The organism is Catenulispora sp. GP43 (genome assembly GCF_041260665.1).
In the GTDB taxonomy this organism is placed as follows: Bacteria; Actinomycetota; Actinomycetes; order Streptomycetales; family Catenulisporaceae; genus Catenulispora.
Window position 1 is genome coordinate 663237 of record NZ_JBGCCT010000001.1, and the last position, 13451, is coordinate 676687.

The 13451-nt window shown below is 70.3% G+C and carries 10 protein-coding genes; all 10 read left to right on the top strand.

The window, feature by feature from the left end; translation table 11 throughout:
- Positions 1–238: 238 nt before the first annotated feature.
- On the top strand, positions 239–2404 hold the full coding sequence (locus ABH926_RS02985) for a hypothetical protein (RefSeq protein ID WP_370363675.1): 2166 nt from the start codon (positions 239–241) through the stop codon (positions 2402–2404).
- Positions 2405–2488: 84 nt separating this feature from the next.
- A complete protein-coding gene (locus tag ABH926_RS02990) occupies positions 2489–4561 on the top strand; it encodes a hypothetical protein (protein WP_370363676.1) in 2073 nt (690 codons plus the stop codon).
- 14 nt (positions 4562–4575) lie between these two features.
- On the top strand, positions 4576–6657 hold the full coding sequence (locus ABH926_RS02995; RefSeq protein ID WP_370363677.1) for a hypothetical protein: 2082 nt from the start codon (positions 4576–4578) through the stop codon (positions 6655–6657).
- Between the two features lie 127 nt (positions 6658–6784).
- On the top strand, positions 6785–7996 hold the full coding sequence (locus ABH926_RS03000; protein ID WP_370363678.1) for a nucleotide sugar dehydrogenase: 1212 nt from the start codon (positions 6785–6787) through the stop codon (positions 7994–7996).
- The gene (locus ABH926_RS03005) at positions 7993–8748 is read left to right on the top strand and encodes a glycosyltransferase family 2 protein (RefSeq protein ID WP_370363679.1); all 756 of its coding nucleotides are present in this window, start codon (positions 7993–7995) and stop codon (positions 8746–8748) included. Before ABH926_RS03000 ends, ABH926_RS03005 begins: the two co-directional genes overlap by 4 nt.
- Positions 8749–8768: 20 nt before the next feature.
- Positions 8769–9803, top strand: a complete 1035-nt coding sequence (locus ABH926_RS03010; protein ID WP_370363681.1) for an NAD-dependent epimerase/dehydratase family protein — start codon at positions 8769–8771, stop codon at positions 9801–9803.
- Between the two features lie 220 nt (positions 9804–10023).
- The gene (locus ABH926_RS03015) at positions 10024–10710 is read left to right on the top strand and encodes a glycosyltransferase family 2 protein (protein ID WP_370363683.1); all 687 of its coding nucleotides are present in this window, start codon (positions 10024–10026) and stop codon (positions 10708–10710) included.
- Positions 10711–10715: 5 nt separating this feature from the next.
- The gene (locus ABH926_RS03020; RefSeq protein ID WP_370363685.1) at positions 10716–11147 is read left to right on the top strand and encodes a DUF2304 domain-containing protein; all 432 of its coding nucleotides are present in this window, start codon (positions 10716–10718) and stop codon (positions 11145–11147) included.
- Positions 11144–12103: a UDP-glucose 4-epimerase GalE gene (gene galE, locus ABH926_RS03025; RefSeq protein ID WP_370363686.1), complete on the top strand. Its 960-nt coding sequence runs from the start codon at positions 11144–11146 to the stop codon at positions 12101–12103. Before ABH926_RS03020 ends, galE begins: the two co-directional genes overlap by 4 nt.
- Positions 12100–13392, top strand: a complete 1293-nt coding sequence (locus ABH926_RS03030; RefSeq protein WP_370363687.1) for an acyltransferase family protein — start codon at positions 12100–12102, stop codon at positions 13390–13392. The genes galE and ABH926_RS03030 overlap by 4 nt, the downstream gene beginning before the upstream one ends.
- Positions 13393–13451: the final 59 nt, after the last annotated feature.

Here is a 13451-nt window from a genome sequence, read left to right on the forward strand (position 1 = left end):
CGGATTCGCGGCACCGCGCCGGAGCCGCCGGGACGGCGCGCAAGGAAATACGGCCGACGGGCACAACCGTTCGGCCCCCTTCAGACGTCTGACAGAAAGGACGACGTCCTCTGGGGGCCTCGCACGATCATACGAACCGGGGCACGCCGTCTGTACGATGTACCGGTCGCTTGACCATGGGATGCTCGCGCCTGCGTCTGCCGCACCAGTAGTCCCCTTTTCTTCTGGAGAGTCCCGCATGAGCGTTGAGGTCGAACGCCCGCCTGCCCAGGCGCAAAGCTCCTCCGACGGCCTGCTCAAGCTCCTGCGGGAGACCGGCTCCGATCCGGATGCCCAGCCGAACGTGGTGCACCGGATCCTGCTCGTGCTGACCGCCTTCTCCATGTTCTCCACGTTGATGGGCGTCTTCGGTCCCACGGTCCGCTGGCCGGCCGTCGGGATCCTGCTCGCCGTCTCGATGTGCGCGCTGGTCGGCGTGGCCGTCCTGGGCTTCACGGCCCGCACGATGCGCTGGTTCGGCCGTGCCGAGATGGTGCTGGCGCTACTGGCGGTGGTGGGCGTCTCGCTGTGGATGCTCTCGATGATCATCAGCTTCAACGGCTACCGCAGCGACGAGGAGATCTTCGTCCAGTACTCGGCCGACCTGCTGCGGCACGGCCACAACCCGTACACCGCGGACCTGACCCAGGCCTACGCGCAGTACCCCTCGCCGTTCCCGACCAAGCTCCTGGACGGCAGCATCACCCACCACCTGGACTACCCGGCGCTGCCCACCCTGCTGACGGCGGTCCTGACCATGATGGTCGGCACCTTCCACACTGTGGGCCTGCTGTGCACGCTGTTCCTGGTCCTCACGGTCTTCGTGATGTACGTCCTGCTGCCGCGCGGCCTGCGCTCCCTGGGCGCGCTGCTGGTCGCCGGGATCCCGGTGCTGGCCCAGGGCGCCGTGGGCGGTCTGCTGTTCGCCCTGGTGGTGCCGCTGCTGGCGTTCGCCGCGTACCGCTGGAAGCACACCGGCGCCGGCGGCCGGCTGTCGAAGACGGACCTGGCCAAGGCGGTCGTGGTCGGCGCCGCGATCTCGACCACGCAGGTCGCCTGGTTCCCGATCCCGTTCCTGATCCTCGGGATCTTCCTGGCCCGGCGCGAGGAGCTCGGCCGGCGCGCCGCGGCGATCGTCACCGGCAAGTACGTCGCCGTGGCCGCCGCGACGTTCCTGGTCATCAACGTGCCCTTCATCATCTGGAGCCCGGGCGGCTGGTTCCGCGGCGCGCTCGCCCCGCTCACCCAGCACGCGGTCCCCGAGGGCGAGGGCCTGATCAACCTGGTGCAGTCGCTGTCCACCGGCTCGGGCAACCTGAGCCTGTACACCTACGCCGGGGCCCTGGTGATGCTGGCCCTGCTGGTCGCGTACTGGCGGCACTTCGACCGGCTGAGCACGGCCTGCTTCGCGCTGCCGATGATCGGCCTGCTGTTCCCGACCCGCTCGTACTGGACGTACTTCATCGCCTACGCGGCGGCCTGGATCGTCGGGCTGCTGACCAACGACCCCGAGCCCGCGCGCCAGCAGGCCGAGGCCGAGGACGAGGAGCCCGACGCGCGGACCATAGCCCAGCGCACGCCGCTGACCCCGCGCATCCCGTGGCTGAGCCGCTACGCCGCGATCACGGTCGCCGCGTTCGTGCCCGCCGTCGTGGTCTTCGGCGCGGCGGTGGCCGCACCGGCGCCGATGTCCCTGAAGATAGACAGCTACCTGACCTCGGCCCAGCTCAACTCGGTCCAGACGGTCACGCTGACCGCGACCAACCACTCCGACCACGCGCTCACCCCGCACTTCATGGCGGTCCACGGCAACGGCATGGTCAGCGCCAGCTGGGACATCATCTCGGGACCCAAGGTCATCAAGGCGCACTCCTGGGCGCAGTACGTGGTGACGGCGCCGAGCGTGAGCGCGATGCCGCCGATAACCGACTCCCTGAAGCTCCAGGCGGTCACCGACACCCCGGCGACGGTCAGCTACTCCGCGTCGGTCGCGCCGCAGCCGTACACCACGCTCCTGGTCGCCGACACGCCGGTGATGCCGCTGCTCCCGCCGGGCAGCTCGATCACGCTGACCGCGAGCATGCAGTCGCAGTTCGGCACTCTGCTGCACCGCTCGGGCGTGCGCATCTGCCTGGACCAGACCAAGTTCAGCAACTCCAGCACCAACTTCGACTCCGCCAAGATCACCGCCTCGCCGGCCGGCGCGTCGGCCTCCTGCGGGAGCACGGACCGCGAGGGCCAGGTGCACTTCACAGTGTTGAGCCACGGCACCGGCGGCCGCCAGCTGTACTTCCAGAGCTACGGGATGCAGGGCAGCCTCGGCCGGTTCGGGTACTCGACCTTCCTCTCGGCGGCGTGGCGGTGATCGAGGGCTTGTACGAAGTCCCCGCCCGGGCGACCGCCGGCAACCGGACAGGCCCGACGGGTCCTAAACGATGGCGATCCCACGATGAGCGCGCCCACTGACGTCCCCGCCGCACCGCCGACCCCCGGGTCGGCGGGCGGCGCGCCGTCGCGTCTGCCCGCCGGCCCGGTCCGGGTCCTGGCTCTGGCCCTGGCGGCCGGCTGGCTGATACCGATGGCCACCCACGCGGCCGGACTGGACATCGTCCTGGTCCCGCTCATCGTCGCCGCGACGGCGGCGCAGCTGACCATCGGCTCGACGCTCTCCGACCGGCTGATCCCGGCGGTGGGCCTGGTGTGCGGCACGGCGATCGCCGGCGGTTTCGTGTTCTCCAGCTGGCCGTGGGGTCTTCAACCGGTGCCGGTGGCGGGTGTCTGGTTCAGCGCCCTGTCCCTGCTGGCGTTCCGGACCCACGCGCGCACCGGCCGGCGTCCGAGCCTGCCGCGCCGCGTCGTCGGCTCCGACCTCCCGCTGCTGGCCGCGGGCGGCTACGGGGCCTGGGTCGCCCTGGCCCCCGTCCTGCGCACCACCCCCACCGCGGGGCTCGGGTACACCACCCTGACCGGCGACCGGATGCGGCAGTTCGGCCTGTTCGACACCATCTCGCGGGTCGGCGGCTACCCCTTCCTGCACTGGCGCGCCGCGGCCTCGGTCGTCGACCCGAAGATCGGGCGGAACTACCCCGCGGGCATGCACTACCTCTACGCGCTGCTCGACTCCTTCGTGACCTCCGGCACCCGGACGAGCCCGGTCGCCGAGCTGGACCGCTATCGCGACTACGTCGCGCTGGGCTTCGCCTTCCTGGTGCTGTCCGTGGCCTGGGGCGCCCGCCGGGTGCTCGGCCCGGCCACCCCGGGCTGGCAGCGCGCGCTGGTGGTCTCGGCGGCCGGCGCCTGGGCCGCGACCGGGGTGCTGACCACCATGCTGTGGTGCACGTGGGACGCCGAGGTGCTGGCGCTGGGCTTCATGGCGCTGGCCGCGGCGATCGCGGTGCGGCCGATCAGCCGGCCGACCGAACAGCTGCTGCTGGTCGGCGCGCTCGTCGCCGCCGCGGGGTTCACCTACACCCTGTACGTGCCCTTCGCCTGGGCGCTGGCCGCCGTGTTCGGGTTCGCCAACCGGCGCCGGCTGCGGCCCCACCTGTGGTTCACAGCGGCCGTCGGCACGGTCAGCCTCCTGATATCCGTAACGCCCTACCTGCTCCAGCTGCGCTACGACACCGTCAGCACCTCCGACGGGCTGCTCACCCCGGGCTTCGCGATCACCGTGCCGCACTCGACCCTGCTGGTGCTGGCCGGGCTGTGCGCCCTCGGGCTGCTGTCGGCGACCGGCCGGCGCCGCCCGACGACGGCCACGCTGGCCCTGCTGCTCGGCACCGCGATCGCCGTGGTGGCGGCCTTCGGCCTCTATCAGCTGGCGAAGATCGGCTTCACGACCTACTACTTCCCCAAGGCCATGCACGTCGCGCTGGTCTTCGCGGTGATGGGGGCCGGCACCGCCGTCACCGTGCTCAAGCCGGGCTGGTCCGGCGGCACCGCCGCGCTGTGGAAGCGCCGGGCCGCCGGGACCGCGGGCGCGCTGGCCGGGGTGATCGCGGTCGGCGCCGCCTCGCCCGGCCCGGTGCGGTTCCAGTACCAGGACATGTATCCGGGCCCGGACACCACGTGGGCGCGGGTCTGGGACGACGGCCGGCAGATCTTCGGGGTCCACGGCGCGGCCCTGGCCTACCTGTCGGACCGGCATCTGCTCGGCGACGGCAGGCCGACCGTCGCCCTGTGGGACCGGACCGGCAGCCAGAACCGGGACCTGACGCTCATCATGGCCGCGCTCAACCACGATTCCGGGACGATGGGGCCGATCCTGTACGGGCTCACCGATCTCGACGGGCTGGCCGGCGTCGCGCCCCCGCCGAGGCCGGGGGCCCCGCTGGCCCCGGGCACCGAGAGCGCGCTGGGCGCCTTCACCGATCTGGTCAGAACCTCGCGGGTCCCTTTGCGCGTCATCACACCCGACCCGGTGGTCGCCGCCCGGCTGCGCGCGATCGCCGCGTCGCACCCGTCCCTGAAGCTCGCAGTGCTCTACCTTCCCGATCTCCCCGGCGAACGCTCGCCGGCCTAGAACCGAGGCCCCCGATGGACACGACCCTGCCGCCGACGGCCGCCGAACCGCAGCCGGACCCCGTCGAGGACCGGCCGCTGCCCAGACGGGGACCGCGGCGCCGCTCCGACCTCCCGCCCCTGGCCACCCGCGCGGCCTGGACCGCCGGCCTGGTCGTGGCGGCCTGGGTCCTGCCGCTGCTGACCGACCTGCTGCACGCCGACATCCTGCTGCTGCCGGTCATCGGGCTGGCCACGGCCTCGCTGCTGCGGGCCGGCCACACCCTGCTGGACCGGCTGATGTTCACCACCGCGCTGCTGGCCGGGGTGCTGATCGCAACGGGGCTGCTGTTCTCGGCCTGGCCCTGGGGCCTGGACCCGGTGCCGGTCTCCGGCACCCTGCTGACCGGCATCGTGGCGGTCGGCGCGGCGCTGAACCGCCGGCCGAGCCTGCCGCGCCGGGTCCTGGCCAGCGATCTGCTGGTCCTGGCCGCGCCGGTGCTGTCCTATCGGGTGCTGAACGCGCCGTTCGCGGGCAAGACCTTCCTGCAGCAGCTGGCGTTCACCTCCTCCCGGGAGGACTCGTTCAACCACTTCGCGCTGTTCGACGCCATCCGGCACGTCGGAGGGTTCACCTTCCTGCACGGCGGCTCGGCCGCCAAGTTCGTGATCAACGGCAACCAGTACACGTACCCGTCCGGGTCGCACTTCCTGTACGCGCTGATCGACGTGTTCCGCCGCTCGACGACGACCCCGGACTCCTCCTACGACGCCTTCGGCCGCTACCACCAGTACGAGATCGTCGGCATGGCCTTCACCTGCATGGCGATCGTCTGGGCGGCCCGCTGGATAGCCGGGCCGGCGATGACTGGCTGGCGGCGGGCCCTGATCTGCGGGACCGTCGGCTGCCTGGCCGTCTACGGCGACCTGACCACGCTGTACTGGCAGGGCTTCGACGGCGAGGTGGTGTCCCTGGGCCTGCTCGCCCTGGCCACCGCCGTCCTGGTCCGCCCGCCCCACCGGGTCCGCGAGCAGATGCTGCTGATCGGTTCGCTGGTGATCTCGATCAGCTTCACCTACAGCCTCTACCCGGCGTTCCTGGCGGTCGGGGTCCTGATAGCCGTGGCGGTGTACTGGCGCCGGGCGCTGCGGCACTGGGTCTTCGCCCTCGCGGTCTGCGCGGTCGCCCTGCCCATCGCGTACATCCCCTATTGGGAGTCCAGCGCGCACTCGGCGGTCAGCGCGGGCCCGCTGTTCCTGCAGGGCGGCGCCTTCTGGGGCTTCTCGCGCGCCACGTCCGTCGGCTTCGCCCTGGTCGCGATGTCCGGCCTGGCGACCCGGGCCGGCCGGCGCTCGCCGGCGTGGTGGGCGCTCACCGCGTTCGTCGGCCTGTCCTGCGCGGTCGCGGTCTACACCGAGTGGTACGGGCGCTCGCACATAGGCCAGCCCGGCTACTACAGCTCCAAGATGGTCGAGGCCGCGTGGGTGATCACGCTGTGCGGGTTCGGGGCCATCGGCCTGTTCCTGAAGCCCGGCCAGCGGACCAAGCGGCGCGTCCTGGGCTCGCGCCGGCTGACCGAACTGCCCGCCGCCGCCGCGGCCCTGGCCGGCGTGCTGGTCCTGACCCGCGCCGTGCCGCTGGTCCCGGTCGACTGGCAGTGGGGCCAGAACGTGCCGGCCGGCCTGAGCACCTCGGCGATCTGGTCGAACGGCCTGGTGATCTCCGGGTGGACCAAGCCGACCTGGGAGTACGCCAAGGCGCTGCCGGTGGGCGACGGAGTGCCGACGGCCGCGATCTTCTCCGACACCGCCCACGACAACCGGCACGTGACCATGTTCCTGGCCGCGCTCAACGGCGACATGGGCCAGATGGACATCGACGGCCTCGGCGGCCACGGCATCGACAACCTGGACTCGGTCAAGCTCGACGCCAAGGGGCACATGCCGGCCATCGACAAGCTCTATCTGTCGCGGCTCGAGACCTGGATCGAGCAGCGTCCGGTCGGGTTGCGCGTTGCGGTGTCCAACAAGGCGGTCGCCGACTACCTGACGGCCTTCGGGGATCAGAACCCGCAATTGCGCCTGGTGGTGGTCTATCTGCCGCACTTCAACGGCTGACCGGAGGGCGTCACAGCACGACGCCGTATGGGTCACAGCATGTCCCCAACCGGCCCGTCGGCCCGCACCGATGTCATATTGTGGGCCGACTGACTTCTCACCGAACGCCACCGCAACAGGGGAACCCATGCCCGAAACCGCACCAAACGGCTTCGCTCACGATGTCGTGGTCATCGGCGGGGGCGGGCACGTCGGCCTGCCGCTGGCTATCGCGCTCGCCGACCGCGGCGCCTCGGTGGTCGTCTACGACGTCAGCGCGGAGGCCGTCGAGGCGGTGAACTCCGCCCGGCTGCCGTTCGACGAGCCCGGGGCCGCCCCGGTGATCGAGCGCGTGGTGGCCGCCGGGGCGCTGTCGGCGTCCACCGACCCGGCGGTGGTGGCCGCCTGCGAGCACGTGATCGTGGTCATCGGCACCCCGGTGGACGAGCACCTGAACCCCGACCAGACCGCGATCCCGCGGGCGCTGGAGACCTGTGCGCCGCACTTCCGGGACGGCCAGCTGCTGATACTGCGATCGACGGTGTACCCCGGGGTCACCGAGCTGGTGGAGCGGATGATCGCGCGCCTGGGCGTGGCCGTCGACGTGGCCTTCTGCCCCGAGCGCATCGCCGAGGGCAAGGCCATGACCGAGCTGTTCGAGCTGCCGCAGATCGTCTCCGGCCGGACCGAGCGGGCGCAGCAGCGTGCGGAGGCGCTGTTCCACCGGCTCACCGACAAGATCGTTCACCTGAGCCCGGAAGAGGCCGAGCTGGCCAAGCTGTTCACCAACACCTGGCGCTACATCAAGTTCGCCGCGGTGAACCAGTTCTACATGATGGCCAACGACCGGGGCCTGGACTTCGAGCGCATCCGGGCGGGCCTGACGCAGGACTATCCGCGCGCGGCCGACATGCCCGGCGCCGGGTTCGCCGCGGGGCCGTGCCTGTTCAAGGACGCCATGCAGCTGGCGGCATTCCACAACAACAACTTCACCCTCGGCTACGCGGCGATGACCACGAACGAGGGCCTGCCGCTGTACGTCGTGGACCGGCTGGACTCGCAGTACGACCTGAAGAACATGACGGTCGGCATCCTGGGCATGGCGTTCAAGGGCGGCTCGGACGACACCCGCTCCTCGCTGTCCTACAAGCTCAAGCGGATCCTGAAGTTCAAGGCCGCCGAGGTGCTGTGCACCGACCCGCTGGTCACCACCGACCCCTCGCTGGTCGGCCTGGAGGAGGTCCTGGAGAAGTCGGACCTGCTCATCGTCGGCGCCCCCCATCCGGAGTACCGGGGCCTGAAGGCCTCGGTGCCGGTGGCCGACATCTGGAACGTCTTCGGCGAAGGGGTCCGCGTATGACGCCGGCGGTGGATCCGAACCGGCCGAAGGTCTCGGTCATCATCCCGGCCTACAACGAGGGCGACGGGGTGCTCCCGGTGCTGGACCGGCTCTTCGAGTCCGTCCAGCTGCCGTGCGAGGTGCTGGTCGTGGTGGACACCCCCGAGGACACCACGATGCCGGTGATAGAGAAGTACGCCGTCGCCGAGCCCCGGCTCAAGCCGCTGGTCAACACCTACGGCCGGGGTCCGGCCAACGCCATCCGGTTCGGCATCGACCACGCGCTGAGCCCGGCCGCGGTGGTCACCATGGCCGACGGCTGCGACGACCCGCGCCAGATCGACGACTTGGCCCGGCTGGTGGAGCGCGGCGTGGCGGTGGCCGCGGCCTCCCGCTACATGGCCGGCGGCCAGCAGGTCGGCGGGCCGCTGCTCAAGGGCCTGATGTCGCAGGCCGCCGGCCGCTCGCTGGCCTGGTTCGCGCGCGTGGGCACGCGCGATGCGACCAACTCCTTCAAGGCCTACTCCACCGAGTTCGTCCGCGAGGTCGGCATCGACTCCCGCGACGGCTTCGAGATCGGCATCGAGCTGGCCGCCAAGGCCCGCCGGCTGCGCCGTCCGGTCGCCGAGATCCCGACCATCTGGCTGGACCGCACCCAGGGCGGCTCCAACTTCCAGCTGCGCAAGTGGCTGCCCAAGTACCTGCGCTGGTACCGGTTCGCCTTCGGGCCGCCGTTGACCGTCGAGCAGCTGCGTGACAAGACCGAGCACTGAGATCCCAGGAAGCGATACCCATGTCTGAGAAAGTCCTCGTCTCCGGCTCGGCCGGCTTCATCGGCGGCTATGTCGTGGAGGAGCTGCTCTCACGCGGCTACACCGTGGTCGGCATCGACAACTACTCGAAGTACGGCAAGATCGTGAAGTCGTACGACGACCACCCGGACTACCAGTTCCACGAGGGCGACGTCCGCGACACCGCTCTGATGACCGAGCTGCTGTCGGACTGCGACCACTTCATCGCCGGTGCCGCGCTGATCGGCGGCATCTCCTACTTCCACACCTACGCCTACGACCTGCTGGCGACCAACGAGCGCATCATCGCCTCCTCGTGCGACGCCGCCATCAAGGCGCACAACAGCGGCAACGGCCGGCTGAAGAAGGTCACGTACATGTCCTCCTCGATGGTCTTCGAGTCCACCGAGGTGTGGCCGTCGGTCGAGGGCTCCGAGCGCAAGGTGCCGCCGCCGCTGTCGTCCTACGGCTTCCAGAAGCTGGCCGTGGAGTACTTCGCGCGCGCGGCGTGGGACCAGTACAAGCTGCCGTACACGATCGTGCGGCCGTTCAACTGCGTCGGTATCGGCGAGTCCCGCGCGCTGGGCGACGAGGAGATCCTGTCCGGCAACGTCAAGCTGGCGATGAGCCACGTGGTGCCGGACCTGGTGCAGAAGATCGTCAAGGGCCAGGACCCGCTGCACATCCTGGGCACCGGCGAGCAGGTGCGCCACTACACCTACGGCGGCGACCTGGCCCGCGGCATCGTGACCGCGATGGCGCACCCGGCGGCGCTGAACGACGACTTCAACCTGTCCACCCCGGCCGGGCACTCGGTCAGGGAGCTGGCCGAGGCGATCTGGGCCAAGATCAAGGGCCCGGACGTCCCGCTGACCCTGGTCTCCGACGATCCGTTCGAGTACGACGTGCAGCGCCGCGTGCCGGCCACCGAGAAGGCCGAGCGGGTCCTGGGCTTCACCGCAGACACCTCGCTGGAGCAGATGCTCGACGAGGTGATCCCGTGGATCGTCACCGCGGTGGAGAACGGCACCATCTGAGATTTTCCGGACAATTCGGGTCCGCTAGGTGTATCAGCGCCGGTCCGCCATTCGACGGACCGGCGCCTAGTGGCGCGCTTTGTTAAGTACCATGAGCCGTCGTCGCCTTGTCCGGGCCGCGGGCGGCGTCCCCCTGATCCCCGCTGCCGGGCCGGTACCCGGGCTGGCAACCGGATCCGCCCCAGCCGGCGTCAGAAAACCAAGAAGGAGGTGCGCGACGATGACCGACTACGACGACGTGTGGATCGTGATCCCGGTCTACAACGAAGGCGCCGTCATCAGCGACGTCGTCGAGCGCACGCGCGAGACGTTCCCCAACATCGTCTGCGTCGACGACGGCAGCCGCGACGACTCGGCCGAGAAGATCGCCGGGACCGGCGCGCACCTGGTGCGGCACCCGGTCAACCTCGGCCAGGGCGCGGCCCTGCAGACCGGCATCGCCTACGCGCTGTCCCAGCCGGGCATGCGGTACCTGGTCACCTTCGACGCGGACGGCCAGCACCGGGTGGAGGACGCCGAGACGATGCTCGCCGTGGCCCGCACCGAGGGCGCCGACGTGGTCCTGGGCTCGCGCTTCCTGGAGCAGAACGAGCAGATCCCGCTGCTGAAGCGGATCGTGCTGCGCACCGTGGTGACGTTGAGCCCCACCGCGCGCAAGCTGAAGCTGTCCGACGCCCACAACGGGCTGCGGGTGATGAACCGCGAGGCCGCCTCCCGGCTGCGGATCACCATGAACGGGATGGCGCACGCCTCGGAGATCGTCGGCTTCCTGGCGAGCTCGGGACTGAAGGTCCGCGAGGTCCCGGTGACCATCCTGTACACCGACTACTCGCGGTCCAAGGGCCAGTCGCTGATCAACGGCGTCAACATACTGTTCGACCTGTCGGTCCGACAGCGAGGGGCGTAGCACTCATGCTGATCCAGATCATCCTGATCGCGGTCGCGGTCGTGCTGTTCGTGTTCTTCATCCGCAGCTCGCACTCGGTCAAGACGCAGGCGTTCAAGCGCATAGGGTTCGTCGTCTTCCTGATCCTGAGCCTGGACGCGGTGCTGCGGCCCAACGACACCACCTGGCTGGCCCACAAGGTCGGGGTCGGCCGCGGCGCGGACCTGCTGCTGTACATGCTGGTCGCGGCATTCGCGTTCTTCGCGGTGAACACCTTCCTGCGCTTCCGCAACCTCGAACGCCGGTTCACCGACCTGGCTCGGGCCATCGCCCTGCGCGACGCGCAGCTGCCGCCCGAGGTGGTGACCGCCACGGCACCGCAGGTGCCGGCCCAGGCTCCGGCGCACGAGCAGGAGCAGGAGCCGCAGACCACCCTTTCTGGAGGACCCGCCCGATGACCTGGCTCGTGACCGGCGGCGCCGGTTACATCGGCGCGCACGTGGTGCGCGCGCTGCTCGCCGACGGCCACGACGTGGCGGTGCTCGACGACCTGTCGACCGGGTTCAAGGAGCGCGTCCCGGACGGCGTGCCGATGGTCATGGGCACGGTCCTGGACCCGGCCGCGCTGGAGCGCGCCTTCGGGGACCACGGCATCACCGGCGTCGTGCACCTGGCCGGCAAGAAGCAGGTCGGCGAGTCGGTCGCCAAACCGCTGTACTACTTCCATGAGAACGTCGAAGGCCTGCGGATCCTGCTGGCGTCCATGGGCGAGCACGGCGTGCGCTCCCTGGTGTTCTCCTCCAGCGCCGCCGCGTACGGCATGCCGGACGTCGAGTTCGTCACCGAGGACACGCCCTGCGCGCCGCTGAGCCCCTACGGGCTGACCAAGCTGATCGGCGAGCAGATGATCGCCGCCGCGGCCGTGGCCCAGCCGCTCAGCTATGTGAACATCCGCTACTTCAACGTCGCGGGCAGCGCGAGCCCCGAGCTCGCCGACCGCGGCGCGGCCAACCTGATCCCGCTGATCTTCGAACGCGTCGACGCCGGACTGCCCCCGCGCATCTTCGGCGACGACTATCCGACCCCGGACGGCACCGGCATCCGGGACTACATCCACGTCGCGGACCTGGCCGAAGCGCACACCGCGGCAGCCCGCCGGCTGATCGCCGACCCGCAGACCGCGCTGACCGTCAACGCCGGCCGCGGCGTGGGCGTGTCGGTGCGCGAGATCATCCACACCGTCGGCGCCGTGATCGGCGACCCCGGCCTCACCGGCGCCGTCGAGGCGCGCCGGCCCGGCGACCCGGCCCGCTCGGTGGCCTCCGCCGACCGGATCCGCGAGGAGCTGGGGTGGACGGCGCGCCGGGACGTGCGCGAGATGGTGGAGTCGGCGTGGGCGGGATGGCGCCGGTGACTGAAGGAGTGGGGACAGCCGGGGTGACGGCGGCGGGCACCGGGACCGACAGCAATGTGAAGCCCGCGCCGCCCGGCGGCGCGGCCGCTCCCACGGCCCGCCCTCCACGGCTCTACGCGCTCGACCTCATACGCTTCATCGCCGCGGCAGTGGTCGTGCTGCGCCACTGGGTGGCGACCGGAACCGCCTACGTGGGCAACCACTGGGTCTACGCCTGGGGCATAGCGCAGCCCAGGCACATAGCGCCGTTCCCGCTCGTCGCGGTCGTGACCTACGGAGACCTGGGCGTCCAGCTCTTCTTCCTGATCAGCGGCTTCGTGATCTGCATGAGCAGCTGGGGCCGCACGCTCGGCCAGTTCGGCGCCTCGCGCGTCTCGCGGCTGTACCCCGCTTACTGGTTTTCCGTGCTCGCCTCGATCGCGGTGCTGCTCGCCCTCCCCCGCCTGGGTGTGCACAGGTGGCCCGGTACGTTCAACGACGTCCTGATGAACCTGACCATGACGCAGAGTTTCTACGGCGTCCACGACATCGACCCGGTGTACTGGACCCTGGCTGCCGAGCTGCGCTTCTACCTGTTGTTCGCCATCGTCGTGGCATTCGGCGTGACCTACCGGCGGGTCATGTACTTCTGCTGGCTCTGGGTCTTCGCGGCGATGTTCACCAAGGTCACCGGCAATGGCACGCTGAACCAGATCCTGCAGCCGGCCTACGCGCCGTACTTCATCGCCGGCGTGGCGTTCTTCCTGATATGGCGCTTCGGGCCGACCATGCTGCTGTGGGCGCTGGTCGGGGTGTCGTTCCTGATCGCGCAGTCGCAGACCGCCCCAGACCCGCTCTCGTTCCCCGAGATCGGCTGGGCCTACCCGCGCTGGCCGATGCTGCTGTGCCTGGTGCTGTTCTTCGCACTGATGGCCCTCATCGCGCTGCACAAGCTCGACTGGGTCCGGTGGAAGCCGCTGGCCACGCTCGGCGCCCTGACTTATCCCCTGTACCTGCTCCACCAGGACATCGGCTTCACGATGATCGCCTACCTGCACCGGCACCTGTCGTTCTGGCCCACGCTGGGCCTGGCCGCATTTGGCATCCTCGTGCTGTGCTACCTGGTCCAGCGGTTCGTCGAGCCGACTGTGCAGCGCCTGCTGAAGAACGGCGTCAAGAACTCCCTGCTGGCCATGCGGCGCGCCGACGAAGGCGCCCAGCCGGCCGGCCGGAGCAGCAGAAGTCGCGCATTCCTGATTCCGCACCAGGGGGCGGCGTCGTCTCCATCGCAGTCCGAACCAGCCCCGTGAGAAGCCGTGACGTGCTGCACACCGTGGTGGCGCTGAGCTCCAGCCCTACCGCGCGCAAG